The organism is Streptosporangium album (genome assembly GCF_014203795.1).
In the GTDB taxonomy this organism is placed as follows: Bacteria; Actinomycetota; Actinomycetes; order Streptosporangiales; family Streptosporangiaceae; genus Streptosporangium; species Streptosporangium album.
Map to the genome: position 1 here is coordinate 233,305 of NZ_JACHJU010000001.1, position 14,172 is coordinate 247,476.

The window sequence follows — 14,172 nt, forward strand, 5'->3', positions numbered from 1 at the left end:
GGCTTCCCCCTCGTGTGATCTCGCTGATTCCCCTGCGAGATCACACGTCGCTGTGTAGGGTCAGGATGTTTCAGGCGCCGAACGCGCCGAGAAACACCGGACGGTAGGACCATCGGCGGCGCCGGACCCGCATTTCCGGTCGGCCGCTTACAGTCCCTCTCACTCTAGGCCATCATCGCTCCCCCGTGGACGCTCAACCTCGCGGGGGAGTTTTCCGTACATCCCGCCGGCCGCATGACGGCAGCGGCTTGACCTGAGGTGCCGAGCAGTTGGGGCAGCTCCGGTCGACCCACGGCGCCGTGGTGACGAATCCCCGCCTGCGCCACACGACCGGACGCCCGTCGTCGGCGTGAAACGCCTCATAGACGTCCTCCCACACGTGCAGGCAGCGCAGGCACTGGAAGTCCCAGGCCTCGGTGACCGCGTCGATCTCTTTCATGAACTCTCTCCTCGCATGATGCTGTGCTGATCCGGACGGCGAGCCGTCGGACCTATATGCGAGAGATGCTCAGCAGTGTCAGCCGATCGGGCTGGGCCTGTGGCAGGGCGGGGAATCCTCCGGCGTCCGCCCTCCGGCCCGGCGCCCCGCTCGCCGGCGACGCCACGGCCGGGAGGCCGGGGATGGCGGCCCCCCTGTTCTGCGCGCGCGGATCACGCCTGCTCTGGCCGTGACGGACGAGGGACACGGCAGGCGGTCCGTCGGCAGGCTGCGCGTCGCCGACGACGACCTCGGCGAGCGACCCTCCCGACACCCCCACGACCTCCGGGTGCCAGCCCAGACAGAGCCCGAGGCAGACGAGGAGCGCGATCCACGGCGCCGCCCGGCGGCGCCGTGAGGATGCGCGTCCGCGCAGGCCGGCGATCACACCTGAAAGCTTACCTACTGAGAGTAGTTGAACCTATGCGACGAGTAATAACAATGGATCGCCCGGGAGCGTAACCATGGCCGAGCCGGTGAAGCGGAAGAGGGCGTGGCGGACCGGGACCGGCGCGCGGCCGCTCCCGCCCGCCGGGGCGGCGGGCGGGAGCGGGCAGGCACCCACTCCTACCGCATGCGGGAGACGCTTGCCCTCACCGTCCGTCCGGAGTCACCACGCCCCGGAGGTCACGGACGGCTCCGGCCGGACTTCCGCATCTCCTTGTGGATGACCTTCCACCGGTTCTGCAACTCCTTGCGGAGCCGCGCGTCACTCCTGGACGCCATCCAGGCGGCCTCACGCTGGAGCTTGTTCCAGCTCTCCAGCCGCCGTTCGGGCAGCGTGCCGTCCTCGATCGCGGCGATCACGGCGCAGCCGGGCTCGCTGTTGTGCACGCAGTCGGCGAAGCGGCACCGCCCGGCGAGGCCCTCGATGTCGGAGAAGACCATGTCCACGCCCTCACCCATGTCGTACAGGCCGACGCGGCGGATACCGGGCGTGTCGATGATGAGGCCACCACTCGCGAGCGGGATGAGCTCGCGGTGCACCGTGGTGTGGCGCCCCCGGCCATCGCCGGCCCTGACCTGCTGGGTCTCCATCACCGCCTCCCCCGCAAGGGCGTTGACCAGCGTGGATTTGCCCGCGCCCGAAGCACCGAGCACCACGGCGGTGCGCGTCCCCTCCAGGTAGCCGCGCACGATCTCGACCCCCTCACCCGTGACGGAGCAGACCGCGTGCACGTCCACTCCGGGGGCCGCCGTGGCGACCTCTCGCATCAGGAAGTCGAGGCCGTCGCCGATAAGGTCGGACTTGGTGACGAGCACCACCGGCCGGCCTCCGCTCTCCCAGGCCAGGGCGAGCAGCCGCTCGATCCGGCCCAGGTCGGCGGTGTCGGTCGCGTGCAGGGCGGGTTCGGCGACGAACACGACGTCGACGTTCGCCGCGAGCACCTGCCCCTGGGAGTCGCCGGACAGGCCGCCCCGGGAGACCCTGCCGACGCCACCGCGCACGAACGCGGTACGGCGGGGCAGGAGCGCCTCGAGCTCCAAGCGGCCCTCGGGCAGCCTCCGGAGTGCGGCCCAGTCCCCCACACAGGGCAGGGCGACGGGATCGGCGGCGGCGGACCGCCGTACGTGCGCGCTGTAGTGGACCTGCGAGTGGCCGTCGGCGGACAGCACCTCGGCGGCGCCGCGGTCCACGCGGGAGACCCGGGCCGGGATCAGCCCGTCGGGGAGCTCGGCGGCGAGAGAGTCGTTCCAGCCGAGCGAGGAGAGAATGGAAGAACCAGAGAACACTGGCGAAGACAACGTGGGTACACCCTTTGGAAGAGCCGGGCGCCCCTGCGCGAGATGGGCTAGGCGGGCACCCGGAGGTTGATGGATGGCAGGCTCACCAGAACGACCCGCATAAATCCTCACCTCCGGAGTTCGTGGCCACACGCCTTACGGCACGGCTTCGTGACAGAAGATTAGCGCAGACCCGCCCTTCGCGCGCAAGCCGTTAACGGCACACCGCCATGACATCGGCGGCCGGAAACCACCTCTCCGGAACATCACTTCGCCGAGGACGCGCTGGCCCGTCCGGTGCGGGGCGAGCTGTGCGTCGAGGCGATCCGTCTGGGACGGCTCGGCCGGCGGCCCCTTCAGCCCATCCCAGCCCGGAACACGAGATCCCGCCCGATCGAGATGATCGGACGGGATCTCGGCGCCTTCTCTCGGGCCATCTCGTCAACGGCCCTTGGTGCGGCAGGACGGATCCGCCGGCAGCGTCACGCGTGTTCCGAGGCCCTGCCGGATCAGGTCACAGGCCCGGAGCCGGGAAGTGCGAGGTCAACTCCGTGACCTCGCCGTGGACCCGGGTGATGACGTGCTTTGCCTCGTCCTCGTCCTTGGCGAGAGCGGTGACGACCTGGTCGATCCAGGCGCCGATCTGCCGCATCTCGGTCACCCCCATGCCCCGGCTCGTCACTCCGGCGGTGCCGATGCGGATGCCCGAGGGGTCGAACGGCTTACGCGTGTCGAAGGGCACGGTGTTGTAGTTGGTCTCCAGGCCGGCCCTGTCCAGTGCCTGGGCGGCGGGCTTGCCACCGATGCCCTTGGGGGTCAGGTCGAACAGGATGAGGTGGTTGTCGGTGCCACCGGAGACCAGGTCGAAGCCGCGCCCCTTGAGCTCTTCGGCCAGCGCCTTCGCGTTCAGGACCACCTGGCGGGCGTAGTCCCTGAAGTCGTCGGTCGCCGCCTCCTTCAGCGCCACCGCGATGGCCGCCGTGGTGTGGTTGTGCGGACCGCCCTGCAGCCCCGGGAAGACGGCCTTGTTGAGCGCGGTGGCGTGCTCGTCGGAGGTGGCCATGAGCATCGCGCCACGGGGACCGCGCAGGGTCTTGTGGGTGGTGGTGGAGATGACGTCCGCGTGGCCGACCGGCGACGGGTGGGCGCCACCGGCCACCAGGCCGGCGATGTGCGCGATGTCGGCGGCGAGCACCGCGCCGACCTCACGGGCGATCTCGGCGAAGGCTGGGAAGTCGATCGTGCGCGGGATCGCGGTGCCACCACAGAAGATCAGCTTGGGCCGCTCACGCAGGGCGATCTCACGGACCTCGTCCATGTCGACGCGGCCGGTGTCCTGGCGCACGCCGTAACGGACCGGGTTGAACCACTTGCCGGTGGCCGAGACGGACCAGCCGTGGGTGAGGTGGCCGCCGAACGGCAGGCCCATCCCCATCACGGTGTCGCCCGGCTGCAGGAAGGCCAGGTAGATGGCGAGGTTGGCGGGCGAGCCCGAGTAGGGCTGGACGTTGGCGTGGTTCACGCCGAACAGGGACTTGGCCCGCTCGATGGCGAGCGTCTCGACCTGGTCGATGATCTGCTGGCCCTCGTAGTAACGCCTGCCCGGATACCCTTCCGAGTATTTGTTGGTGAGAACGGTGCCGGTCGCCTCCAGAACGGCCTTGGAGACGTAGTTCTCCGAGGCGATGAGCTTGACGGTGTCGGCCTGACGGCGCTCCTCCGCCCTGATGAGCTCGGCGATCTGCGGATCGACGCTGGAAAGAGAACTCATGACGCGTTGACTCCCTGTGTCATCGTTGACATCGCGCGAAAACCCAGGCGCACGGCCTTCGCCATTCCGCTCCCCGGTGGTCTCTCCCACCAATGCGCCAGTCGCGCTTTAGACGATAGCGGACCGTCCGGCCCTACCCGGCACGGCTCGTACGGCCTGCTCCGTTCACCGGCCAGAGCCGGTCCACCTCGGCGTTGAGCGTGGCCCCGATGAGCACGGCCAGCGCGGTGATGTAGAGCCAGAGCAGCACGGCGACCGGGGCGGCGAGCGAGCCGTAGATGGAGACCGGCGAGAACCAGGCGGCGAGCACCGTGCGCAGCACCGCCGCGCAGGCGATCCAGATGACGAGGGCGAGCAGTGCCCCGGGCAGCTCTCGCCACCAGCGCGTCCGCACCGGAACGCTCACGTGGTAAAGCAGGGTGAGGAAGAACACCGAGCCGACGACGACCACCGGCCAGTAGAGGCTGTCCACCAGCGCGGCGTAGTCCGGGGGCAGGGCTCCGCGCAGCGCCGCGGGGCCGAGGACGAGGACCGGCATGACGAGCAGCCCCATCAGCAGGCCCGCGAGATAGAGCCCGAAGGACATCAGCCGGGTGCGGATGATGCCGCGTTCCTCGCCGAGCCCGTAGGCGACCGAGATCAGGTCCACGTAGACGAACAGCGCCCGCGAGCCCGACCACAGTGCCAGCAGGAAGCCCAGCGAGATCAGCGAGACCTGGTTCTCGGGCTTCAGCACGTCGTCGACGAGCGGTGTGACGACGGTGTCCACGGCGTTGTCGGTGAAGAGCAGGTGCGCCTGCGTGTCGATCCAGTCCGTGACGTTCTGCAGCGTCTCCGGGCCGAACACCCGGGTGAGCTGGCCGAGCACGCCGATCAGCCCGAGCATGAACGGCGGCAGCGACAGCAACGCGAAGAAGGCCGCCTCGCCGGCCAGGCCGGTGACGCGGTAGGCGACACCGGCGTTGGTCGTGGCGCTGGCCAGCGCCCACATGCCCGTCCCTCGGGCCCAGGAGAGCCCGGCCCGGATCCTGGCCCGGCGCCCGCGCGGCGAGCTCCGGTCGGGTCCGGGCCGGTGTGCCGGAGCGTCGGTGGGCGTCATGGCACACCACGGTATTTCCTGGGGGTGCTTGATCACGAGTCCGCCCGGCAACGATCGAATCAACCACCCGCGCTACCTGCGGTGGAACACGGCGGCGTCGTCCACGTCGACGATCCGGGCGCCCAACGGCAGCAGCGACACCGGGATCAGCTTGATGTTCGCGATCCCCAGCGGGATGCCGATGATCGACAGGAAGAGCGGGATCGAGGTCAGCAGGTGCCCGATCGCCAGCCAGATGCCGGCCACGACGAACCAGATCACGTTGCCGATGGTGGAGAGCACGCCCGCATCGGGGTCGCGCACCACGGTCCGCCCGAAGGGCCACAGCGCGTAGGCGGCTATCCGGAACGACGCGATGCCGAAGGGGATGGTGATTATCAGAACGCAACAGATGACACCCGCGATGACATAGCCGATCGCCAGCCAGATCCCCGCGAACACCAGCCAGATAACGTTCAGTAGAGTCCGCATGATCTGAGCATTTCAGATGGGATCGGACCGATTCCATCCGGCATGCCCCTGGGAAATCCCTGATCCGAGCGGCGCCCGCCCCTCACCCGGCGCCCCGGCGAACGCCTGGGCGACCCGGGTCCACGCCCGCGCCCCCTCACCCCGCACGTCCAGAGAGGTGTCGTCGAGGTGGCGGCGCTGGACCACCAGGAGGCAGAAGTCGAGCGCCGTGCCCCTGACCACGTCCGCCGCCCCAGCCGGCCCCGCCGTCCACGGTGATCCGTCGGGCATCGTCAGCTCCACCCGGATCGGTCCGGCGGGCGGTGTCAGTCCGCGGATCGCGAAGCCGTACGGCATGGCCCGGACCCCGAGCGTCGCCACGTGCCTGAGCCTGGTGGTGGGGACGCGGACGAGGCCGAGCGCGTCGGCCACGTCCTGGCCGTGTGCCCAGGTCTCCATCAGCCGCGCGGTGACGAAGGACGCGGCCGACATGTCGGGGCCGTACCAGGGCAGCCTGGCCGAGGGATCGAGCCGGGCGAGGGCCTCCAGGCTCCGGGCGCGCGCGGTGCGGAACCAGCCGTGGACCTGGCCGGCCGTGAGGGTGCGCGAGGCGGCCACGAGCTCGTCCACCGCGGAGTCGCCCCGGCCGAGGAAGGCCGGCAGCGTGGCCCGGAAGGCGTCCGGGTCGGTCGCGGCGGCGGTGGCGGCGTCGTCGAACCAGGCGAGGTGACTGATCTGGTCGCGCACCGTCCAGCCCTCGGCCGGGGTGGACAGCTCCCATCCGGCCGGGTCGAGCCCGCCGATCATGGCGTTGAGTTCGGCGGTCTCGGCGCGCAGATCGGCCGACAGCTCGTCCATCAGGCCCATGACGCCTCCCTGTTCCCGTCCGGACAGAGAGTACCGAGCGCTGTTCTAGGAGGACAGCCCCCACAATGGAGATGTGATCTGCGAACAGTGCAAGAAGCGCCGTCACACCGAGTGCCGGGGCGGGTCGTGGTGCGACTGCCAGCATCAGGAAGCCGAGCGGCCCTCCGAGTCGCCGCTGGACTGGCCCCGCCAGGGGTGAGCCGGGCCAAGGTTGTGCCTGCGAAGAGTCCAGAGTGTGGACCCGACATTGGACATCTCGGGCGGCCAGGGTATCGTCTGAGACATGCCAGCGGACCCATTGCTCGTCGTGCGACGCCACGTCGACCTTCTGCGTGTCCGCAGTGCCATCTGTTGTGACGTCCGTTGACCGTCGCCCCTCGCTGATTTCATCCAGCTCGGGCGCGCGACAGGCGTCCTCTCCTTGTGAGCGAGCGACACTCCGGCCTTGACGGTGAGGCGGTGGATGTTTCCTGTGCGTGTCCGGAAATCACTCCATCGATCCAAAGGACGCGCACATGACGACCCCGGCCAGGCCGGCTAACCGCCACCACAAGCGCCCGCGCGGCGAAGGTCAGTGGGCTCTCGGATATCGCGAACCGCTGAACAAGAACGAGGAGAGCAAGAAGAACGACGACGGCCTCAACGTCCGTCAGCGGATCATCGACATCTACTCCAAGAACGGTTTCGACTCCATCGACCCCGCTGACCTGCGGGGCCGGATGCGCTGGTACGGGCTGTACACCCAGCGCAAGCCCGGGATCGACGGCGGCAAGACCGCGATCCTGGAGCCGGAGGAGCTCGACGACCGCTACTTCATGCTCCGGGTCCGGATCGACGGGGGCCGGCTCAGCGTGGAGCAGCTGCGCGTGATCGCCGACATCTCCAACCTCTACGGCCGGGGCACCGCCGACGTCACCGACCGGCAGAACATCCAGCTCCACTGGATCGAGATCGAGGCCGTCCCCGACATCTGGAAGCGGCTGGAGGCCGTGGGCCTGTCCACCACCGAGGCCTGTGGCGACACCCCGCGCGTCATCCTGGGCTGCCCGCTCGCCGGGATCGACACCGAAGAGGTCCTCGACGACTCCAGCGCGCTGATCCAGGAGATCCACGACACCTACATCGGCGACCCGGCGTTCTCGAACCTGCCGCGCAAGTTCAAGTCCGCGGTGAGCGGCTGCCCGGCGCACTGCACCGTCCACGAGATCAACGACGTGGCCTTCGTGGGAGTGGTCAACGAGCGCGGCGAGAAGGGCTACGACCTGTGGGTGGGCGGCGGCCTGTCGACCAACCCGATGCTGGCCAGGCGGCTGGGCGTCTTCCTCACCCCCGAGCAGGTCGCCCCGGCCTACGGCGGCGTGATCGGCATCTTCCGGGACTACGGCTACCGCCGCCTGCGGCACCGGGCGAGGATCAAGTTCCTGGTCAACGACTGGGGGGCCGAGAAGTTCAGGGAGATCCTCGAGACCGAATACCTCGGCTACGCCCTGCCTGACGGCCCGGCGCCCGAGCAGCCGCGTGGCGGGCGCCGGGACCACGTGGGCGTCTTCCGGCAGAAGGACGGCAACTTCTACGTCGGGTTCGCCCCCAAGGTCGGCCGCCTCGACGGCGACAAGCTGCACCTCATCGCCGACATCGCCGAGCGGCACGGCTCTGACCGGGTGCACACCACGGTCGAGCAGAAGATGGTCATCCTCGACGTGGCGCCCGGCCGGGTGGACAGCCTCGTCGCCGAGCTGGAGGCCAACGACCTGCGGGTCACCCCCTCCACCTTCCGCCGCCAGACCATGGCCTGCACCGGCATCGAGTTCTGCAAACTGGCCATCGTCGAGACCAAGGCCACCGCGGCCGACCTCATCGACGAACTGGAGCGGCGCCTGCCGGACTTCTCCGAGCCGCTGACCATCAACGTCAACGGCTGCCCCAACTCCTGCGCGCGCATCCAGGTGGCCGACATCGGCCTCAAGGGCCAGCTCGTCGTCGACGACAAGGGTGAGCAGGTCGAGGGCTTCCAGATCCACCTGGGCGGCTCCCTCGGCGTCAACCCGGGCTTCGGGCGCAAGGTCCGCGGGCTGAAGGCCACCGCCGAGGAGCTCCCCGACTACGTGGAGCGCGTCGTGCGCAACTTCGAGAAGCAGAAGAACGAGGGCGAGACCTTCTCCGGCTGGGTCCAGCGCGCCGACGAGGCGGACCTCAAATGAGCCGCCCGGCGGCCCGTGGGGGAAGGAGAGGCCGGTGAGCGAGCGAGCGGTCCCCTTCCACTGCCCCTACTGCGGCGAAGAGGACCTCGAACCCTACGAGGGCGACGGCGGCTGGTACTGCCGCTCGTGCGTCCGCGCGTTCAAGCTGAAATTTCTTGGAATCGGAGTGCGGTCATGACGCGGAGCGAACCCGACGTAGTGAGCGCAGTGGTCCGCGAGGCACGATGCGTCGTGCCGGAGGCGCGCCCGGTAAGCCCGTGCGTAGCGAATGAGGAGTGGTGAGCGACCGATGACACTGGTGGACATCGAAGTCGGATTACGCGAACAGCGCGGCGCGCTCGACCTGCAGGACATCGTGGAGTCGGCGGCGAAGTTCCTGGAGGACGCCTCCGCCCTGGAGATCATCCGCTGGGCGGCGGCCACGTTCGGCGACCGTCTCTGCCTGACCTCCTCGATGAGCGACGCCCTGCTGATCGACCTGGTCAGCCGGGTAAAGCCGGGGGTCGACGTGTTGTTCATCGACACCGGCTACCACTTCGCCGAGACGATCGGCACCCGCGACGCCGTACGGCAGGTCTATGACGTCAACGTGATCGACGTGAAGCCGTCGCGGACGGTGGCCGAACAGGAGCGCGACCTCGGCCCGCGTCTGTTCGGGCGCAACCCGGACCTCTGCTGCTACCTGCGCAAGGTGGAGCCGCTCAACCGGGCGCTGGAGCCGTACCTCGCCTGGGTCTCCGGCATCCGCCGCGACGAGGCGGTCACCCGCGCCGACGTCAAGGTCGTGGAGTGGGACGCCAAGCGCCAGATGGTCAAGATCAACCCGATTGCCCGGTGGACGCAGGACGACGTCGACAACTACATGGCCGACAACGGCGTGCTGATCAACCCGCTGCACTACGACAACTACCCCTCGATCGGCTGCGCCCCCTGCACCCGTCAGGTCGCCCCGGGCGAGGACCCGCGCAGCGGCCGCTGGGCCGGCATGGCCAAGACGGAATGCGGGCTGCATCTTTGACGCTCTCCCCGCGGCTGAGGCCCCGGGCCGAAGCCCGGGGCCGGGACGCCGGAGGCATGTGATGACGCGGCGCGGCGCGGCGGCCGCGATCCCGCTGGTCGCGGTGGCCCACGGATCCCGTGACCCGCGCGCCGCCGCGACGGTGGAGGACCTTCTCGACCTCCTGCGGCGGGCACGCCCGGAGCTCCCGGTCCGCGCCGCCTACCTCGACCACGCCGCTCCGACACTCGCCGGGGCGCTGGCGGAGCTGACCGAGGCGGCGGTCGTGCCGCTGCTGCTCACCGAGGCCTACCACAGCCGGGTGGACATTCCCGGCGCGCTGGCCGAGCTGACGGCCCGCAGGCCACTGCTGCGGGTGCGCAGGGGGGCCGCCCTGGGCCCGCACCCCCTGCTGATCACCGCCCTGGAGCGGCGGCTGGCCGAGGCCGGGGTGCGGATCGGCGACCCCCGCACCGCGGTGGTGCTGGTCTCCGCCGGCTCCAGCGACCGGCGGGCCAACGCGACGGTCTCGGCGGTGGCCGCGGACTGGGCCGGTGGGCGCGGCTGGTGGTCGGTGACCGCCGCCTACGCCTCGGCCGCCGAACCCACCCCCGAGCAGGAGGTCCGGCGGCTCCTGCGCGCCGGGGCCCCGCACGTGGTCGTGGCCCCGTACCTGCTGGCCCCCGGCCGGTTCGCCGACCGGATCCGCCGCGACACGCTGGCCGCGGGCGCCGAGACCGTCGCCGACGTGCTCGGCGCCGCCCCCGAAGTGGCGACGGTGCTGATCGAGCGCTACGAGCGGGCCGTGCGGACGGCGGAGCGGTCGGCCACCGCCTGACCGGTACGGCTCAGCCGGCCGGCTCGCCGTCCGCGGCCTTCCCGGCGCCCTCGGGACACCGGAGCACGACCATCCGGCCGGTGGCCGGGTCCACCTGGCGGACGTTGTCCCGGCAGGGCGGATACGTCAGCTCGTTCACCTCGATCGACCACTCGAGGGGAAACTCCTTTCCCCCGGCGAGCCGCTCCTGCCAGCCGTCGAAGAGCTCGTCCGTCTCGGCGAGCATGTCCTCGACCTGCTTGCCCGCCGTGTCGACCTCGCCCGGCAGCACGGCCACCGACACGACGTGTTCCCGGGCCTGCTTGCGGATCTCCGCCCAACCCACGAAGAGCGGGCCGCCGGGAATCTCTCCGCAGTACTGCCGCAGGGGGGTGCCCCCGTCGACCCAGATGAGCACGCGCCGGAGCGGGCCGTAACAGGTGACCCGCGCCCCGATCGGGGCGTCGCCCGCCCTGACCTGGAGTTTCTCACGCGTCCCCGCCGCCGTGTAGTCCCGCCCGGCGAGTTTCCGGCTGGGGACGGGATCCCCGATGGGCCAGGAAACGGTCGGCAGAACAGGGGACGGCTGGGCCATGACGCCGGTCCAGGGGTCGCCGGGAACCACGGTGGCGGTGCCGGCCGCGGGGAGGGCGAACGCCGCCGCGGCGACGATGCCCAGCGCGGCCACCCCGCCCAGGACCCCGGCGCGGCGGCGCCTGATCCTGCGTGCGCGGCGGTCGACGTCGGCGACGGTCACGCCCCCGTGCAGACCGTCCTCGCCCTCCCGCCGGAGGATCTCGCGCAGGTCGGATTCGGTGATGGTCAACTCAGCTCCCCGTGGTGATCGCGGCGATCGCCGCGGGATCGACGCGCAGCCGGGCCAGGGCACGGCTCGCCTGGCTGCGGACGGTCACCGCCGAGCAGCCGAGGATCTCGGCGATCTGCGGGTCGGGCAGGTCGGCGAAGTACCGCAGCACGATCACGGCCCGCTGCCCGTCGGGCAGAGTGGCCAGGGCGTGCCGTACCGCCTCACGCGCCCCGATCTCGCCCGTCGGGTCCGCCCCCGCCATGTCGGGCAGGTCGCCGACCGGCATCTCCGCCCGCCATTGCCGCCGCCACCAGGAGGCGTGGGTGTTGGTCAGGATGCGGTAGACGTACGGGTCGGGGTTGTCGCCCACCCGCCGCCAGGCGAACCACGCCTTGGCCAGCGCCGTCTGCAGGAGATCCTCCGCCGTGCCCCAGTCGCGGCACAGCAGGTAGGCGGTCTGCAGCAGACGGGCCGAACGCTGCTCCACGTAGCGTTCGAAATCGGCCCGATCTCGCATTCGGGGTCCTCACTATTCGGTGTCCGTCACCGATCACTACGTGATGGCCGCCCCGAAACGTTGCACGCGCCCCGAAGTATCCGCGGAAATCCCTCTCCGGGAGGTCCCGTCGGGAACCCCGTACCCCGGCCGAAGTCGCGGGTGCGCGGCGGCCGTCCTACGGCCGGTGGTGGGAATCGGGCGGCGGGAGCCGCCGGTACGGCTCGCCCGTGAGCTCCCCGCGCAGCTCGTTCCAGTGCTCGCGCCAGGCGGCCCACGCCTTCTTGACGGGCTTGGCCCTGGAATCGCCGATCACCTTGACCTCGCCCATGAGCACGTAGGCCTTGACCCGGATGAGCGGCACGTTCATGCCGGGAGGAGCCTCAAGGACCTGGACCTTCTTGTCCCCCATGATCGCGATGCCTTCGAGGTCGACGTCCACGCCGTCCGGAACGATGATCTTCACGTCACCCATGACCGCGGTGGCCACGATGTCCACCACACCGGTGCGGACCTCGGCCTCGCGTAGGTCGAGCACCACGTCACCCATGACGGCGACCGCCCCGAGCCCCTGGTCGATCCGCCACTTGCCCCGGCGCTTGGAGTCGCCCATGACGGCCACGGACCAGCGCCGCGACCGGCCCTCCTGCGCCGCCGGGACCGGAGCCGGCGCGTGGGCCTGGGCGGGCGACGGCAGGTCCGAGGTGATGACCGCCAGCTCGGCCTGGGTGACGGCGGTATAGGCCGCCTCCGTGCGCTCGGTCAGCTCGCCGAGGGTCAGACGCCCTTCGACGGAGGCGATACGTAACCGTTCGACGACCGCCTCCCGTTCCGCGTCGGAGGCCCGTATCGCGTCGGGTTCGTTCATGACTCACAACATATCGCGAGTTGTCTCCAGAGTGGATCCTTCGGAAGGAGGAGCCCCGGACTACATCCCGGACGGCGACCCTCGGCTCTCCCGGCCACCTATGATCCGGAGACATGTATGAAGAACTTCTGGAAGCGGTGGCCGGGAACGACGCCGAGCGGGTCGAGCGCCTGCTCCAGAGCGGGACCGGTGCCGACCCGGACGGCGCCGGCGAGACGACGGCCCTGTACCGGGCCTCGACGGACGGCCGTACGGCGATCGTACGGGCGCTGCTGGCCGCCGGGGCCGACGCCAACCGGGCCAGCGGCGGCGAGGACGAGGGGCTGCCCCTGTCCGGGGCCGCGGCCTGGAACCACGCCGAGGTCGCCGAGGCGCTGCTGGCCGCCGGGGCCGAGGTGTCCGGGCGGGAGACCGGCGGGTGGACCGCCCTGCTCTGGGCCGCCGCCAACGGCCATGCCGACGTGCTCACGGTGCTGCTGGAGGCGGGGGCCGACGCCGAGGAGGCCAACGAGAGCGGCGAGACCGCGCTCACCCTGGCCACCCGGCGCGGGGCGCTGGGCGCGGTGCGGGCGCTGCTGGACGCCGGCGCCGACCCCACTCGTTCGGACGGCGAGGGCGACACACCGCTGACCATCGCCTACGACTGGCTGGGCACCCAGCTGGAGAGCGCGCTGCTGGACCAGCTCACCGACCAGGCCCCGGAGGGTTCCCAGTTCGTCGTGGGCCGCAGCCGCGCCGCGGACGGCACCGACCTGGTGACCGTCGCGGCCGTGGGACCGGACGGGACGCGCACGGCCGAACTGCAGTGTCAGCGGGGTCACGCGGCCGTCGCGACCCTGCTGGAGGACGCGGCCTCGGAGCGGCTGCCCTTCGACGACCTGGTCGAGCGGGCGCTGCCGTACCGGGACGTCGACGAGGAGGCCGAGACCTGGTGGACCGTGGCGAGCTCGCTGAGCCGCCGCGGAGACGAGGAGACCTTCGAGTCCGCGGCGCAGCTGTGCGTCAGCGAGGACCCGCGTAAGCGCGAGTTCGCCGTGGACGTGCTCGCGGAGTTCGGCTTCGCCGAGGGCGACAAGCCCTTCCTTGAGCGGACGCTGCCGATCCTGCAGCGGATGGCCGCCACCGAGGGTGACGAGCGGGTGCTGCGCTCACTGCTCGGCGCGTTCGGCCACCACGGCGACCCGCGGTCCCTGCCGGAAGTGCTGGAGATCATCACCGCCGACGGCTGGGCGCGCACCCAGGCCGACCCGGCCGCGCTGGCCGCCGTCCTGCCCCCGGGCCACAGCGAGGGGCTCGCCCTGCTCATCTCGATGACGCAGGACCCCGACGAGGAGGTCCGCGACTGGGCGACCATGGGCCTGGCGGGGCTGGAGGAGGACACCGACCAGATCCGCGACGCGCTGGCCGCGCGACTCGACGACGAGGATCTGAGCACGGTGGCCGAGGCGACCCGGGGCCTGGCCACGCGGGGCGACGCGCGCGCCCGCAAGGGCGTGGACCGTGTGCTCGCCGAGAGCGACGAGGACGACGACTACATCCGCGACCTCGTCAGCACCTCCTGAGGGACAGGCCTGGCAACAGGTCCGACGCCGGCG

16 protein-coding genes and 1 riboswitch are annotated in these 14,172 nt (G+C 70.8%); of the genes, 6 read left to right on the forward strand and 10 right to left on the reverse strand.

Annotation, left to right across the window (positions count from 1 at the left end; all coding sequences use genetic code 11):
* Positions 1-193 precede the first annotated feature (193 nt).
* The 7 genes from FHR32_RS00995 to FHR32_RS01025 form a co-directional block, all read right to left on the reverse strand.
* Entirely contained in the window at positions 194-439 is a 246-nt protein-coding gene (locus tag FHR32_RS00995; protein WP_184752096.1) for a hypothetical protein, read from the reverse strand.
* Positions 440-491: 52 nt separating this feature from the next.
* Positions 492-866 carry a hypothetical protein gene (locus FHR32_RS01000; RefSeq protein WP_184752098.1) on the reverse strand — a complete coding sequence of 125 codons (375 nt, stop codon included), beginning with the start codon at positions 864-866 and terminating at the stop codon, positions 492-494.
* Between the two features lie 239 nt (positions 867-1,105).
* On the reverse strand, positions 1,106-2,212 hold the full coding sequence (gene rsgA / locus FHR32_RS01005; RefSeq protein WP_312881814.1) for a ribosome small subunit-dependent GTPase A: 1,107 nt from the start codon (positions 2,210-2,212) through the stop codon (positions 1,106-1,108).
* Positions 2,213-2,717: 505 nt separating this feature from the next.
* The gene (glyA, locus tag FHR32_RS01010) at positions 2,718-3,974 is read right to left on the reverse strand and encodes a serine hydroxymethyltransferase (RefSeq protein WP_184752102.1); all 1,257 of its coding nucleotides are present in this window, start codon (positions 3,972-3,974) and stop codon (positions 2,718-2,720) included.
* A gap of 34 nt (positions 3,975-4,008) precedes the next feature.
* A riboswitch (ZMP/ZTP riboswitch) is annotated at positions 4,009-4,089 on the reverse strand.
* 18 nt (positions 4,090-4,107) lie between these two features.
* Positions 4,108-5,073: a YihY/virulence factor BrkB family protein gene (locus FHR32_RS01015; RefSeq protein WP_184752104.1), complete on the reverse strand. Its 966-nt coding sequence runs from the start codon at positions 5,071-5,073 to the stop codon at positions 4,108-4,110.
* Positions 5,074-5,145: 72 nt separating this feature from the next.
* Positions 5,146-5,544, reverse strand: a complete 399-nt coding sequence (locus FHR32_RS01020; RefSeq protein ID WP_184752106.1) for a YccF domain-containing protein — start codon at positions 5,542-5,544, stop codon at positions 5,146-5,148.
* Between the two features lie 12 nt (positions 5,545-5,556).
* On the reverse strand, positions 5,557-6,390 hold the full coding sequence (locus FHR32_RS01025) for a TIGR03084 family metal-binding protein (protein WP_184752108.1): 834 nt from the start codon (positions 6,388-6,390) through the stop codon (positions 5,557-5,559).
* 283 nt (positions 6,391-6,673) lie between these two features.
* Here FHR32_RS01025 and FHR32_RS47095 point away from each other — a divergent pair, with 283 nt between their 5' ends.
* The 5 genes from FHR32_RS47095 to FHR32_RS01045 all read left to right on the forward strand — a co-directional run bounded on the left by FHR32_RS47095 (position 6,674) and on the right by FHR32_RS01045 (position 10,426).
* Entirely contained in the window at positions 6,674-6,757 is an 84-nt protein-coding gene (locus tag FHR32_RS47095; protein ID WP_350917820.1) for a putative leader peptide, read from the forward strand.
* A gap of 148 nt (positions 6,758-6,905) precedes the next feature.
* Entirely contained in the window at positions 6,906-8,591 is a 1,686-nt protein-coding gene (locus FHR32_RS01030) for a nitrite/sulfite reductase (RefSeq protein WP_184752110.1), read from the forward strand.
* Between the two features lie 34 nt (positions 8,592-8,625).
* On the forward strand, positions 8,626-8,769 hold the full coding sequence (locus FHR32_RS01035; RefSeq protein WP_012893136.1) for a hypothetical protein: 144 nt from the start codon (positions 8,626-8,628) through the stop codon (positions 8,767-8,769).
* A gap of 111 nt (positions 8,770-8,880) precedes the next feature.
* Positions 8,881-9,609: a phosphoadenylyl-sulfate reductase gene (locus FHR32_RS01040; protein ID WP_184752113.1), complete on the forward strand. Its 729-nt coding sequence runs from the start codon at positions 8,881-8,883 to the stop codon at positions 9,607-9,609.
* Positions 9,610-9,670: 61 nt separating this feature from the next.
* Positions 9,671-10,426 carry a sirohydrochlorin chelatase gene (locus FHR32_RS01045; protein WP_184752115.1) on the forward strand — a complete coding sequence of 252 codons (756 nt, stop codon included), beginning with the start codon at positions 9,671-9,673 and terminating at the stop codon, positions 10,424-10,426.
* A gap of 10 nt (positions 10,427-10,436) precedes the next feature.
* Here the strand turns inward: FHR32_RS01045 and FHR32_RS01050 are convergent, their stop codons facing one another.
* From FHR32_RS01050 to FHR32_RS01060, 3 genes are all read right to left on the reverse strand, one after another.
* Positions 10,437-11,231 carry a hypothetical protein gene (locus FHR32_RS01050; RefSeq protein ID WP_184752117.1) on the reverse strand — a complete coding sequence of 265 codons (795 nt, stop codon included), beginning with the start codon at positions 11,229-11,231 and terminating at the stop codon, positions 10,437-10,439.
* Between the two features lies 1 nt (position 11,232).
* Positions 11,233-11,730, reverse strand: coding sequence for a SigE family RNA polymerase sigma factor (locus FHR32_RS01055; protein WP_184752119.1), 498 nt, complete (start codon positions 11,728-11,730; stop codon positions 11,233-11,235).
* Between the two features lie 157 nt (positions 11,731-11,887).
* Positions 11,888-12,577: a DUF1707 SHOCT-like domain-containing protein gene (locus FHR32_RS01060; protein WP_184752120.1), complete on the reverse strand. Its 690-nt coding sequence runs from the start codon at positions 12,575-12,577 to the stop codon at positions 11,888-11,890.
* A 113-nt stretch (positions 12,578-12,690) separates the two neighbouring features.
* On the opposite strand from FHR32_RS01060, the gene FHR32_RS01065 reads away from it, so the two are divergent.
* Complete coding sequence (locus tag FHR32_RS01065) at positions 12,691-14,139, forward strand: ankyrin repeat domain-containing protein (RefSeq protein ID WP_184752122.1); 1,449 nt, start codon at positions 12,691-12,693, stop codon at positions 14,137-14,139.
* Positions 14,140-14,172 lie beyond the last annotated feature (33 nt).

Excerpts from the sequence above, each read along its gene's own strand:
- FHR32_RS01045 (WP_184752115.1), top strand. The coding sequence starts at position 9,671 with ATGACGCGGCGCGGCGCGGCGGCCGCGATCCCGCTGGTCGCGGTGGCC.
- FHR32_RS01065 (WP_184752122.1), top strand. The coding sequence starts at position 12,691 with ATGTATGAAGAACTTCTGGAAGCGGTGGCCGGGAACGACGCCGAGCGG.
- FHR32_RS47095 (WP_350917820.1), top strand. The coding sequence starts at position 6,674 with ATGCCAGCGGACCCATTGCTCGTCGTGCGACGCCACGTCGACCTTCTG.
- FHR32_RS01040 (WP_184752113.1), top strand. The coding sequence starts at position 8,881 with ATGACACTGGTGGACATCGAAGTCGGATTACGCGAACAGCGCGGCGCG.
- glyA (WP_184752102.1), bottom strand. The coding sequence starts at position 3,974 with ATGAGTTCTCTTTCCAGCGTCGATCCGCAGATCGCCGAGCTCATCAGG.
- FHR32_RS01030 (WP_184752110.1), top strand. The coding sequence starts at position 6,906 with ATGACGACCCCGGCCAGGCCGGCTAACCGCCACCACAAGCGCCCGCGC.
- FHR32_RS01025 (WP_184752108.1), bottom strand. The coding sequence starts at position 6,390 with ATGGGCCTGATGGACGAGCTGTCGGCCGATCTGCGCGCCGAGACCGCC.
- FHR32_RS01015 (WP_184752104.1), bottom strand. The coding sequence starts at position 5,073 with ATGACGCCCACCGACGCTCCGGCACACCGGCCCGGACCCGACCGGAGC.
- FHR32_RS01055 (WP_184752119.1), bottom strand. The coding sequence starts at position 11,730 with ATGCGAGATCGGGCCGATTTCGAACGCTACGTGGAGCAGCGTTCGGCC.
- FHR32_RS00995 (WP_184752096.1), bottom strand. The coding sequence starts at position 439 with ATGAAAGAGATCGACGCGGTCACCGAGGCCTGGGACTTCCAGTGCCTG.
- FHR32_RS01060 (WP_184752120.1), bottom strand. The coding sequence starts at position 12,577 with ATGAACGAACCCGACGCGATACGGGCCTCCGACGCGGAACGGGAGGCG.
- FHR32_RS01020 (WP_184752106.1), bottom strand. The coding sequence starts at position 5,544 with ATGCGGACTCTACTGAACGTTATCTGGCTGGTGTTCGCGGGGATCTGG.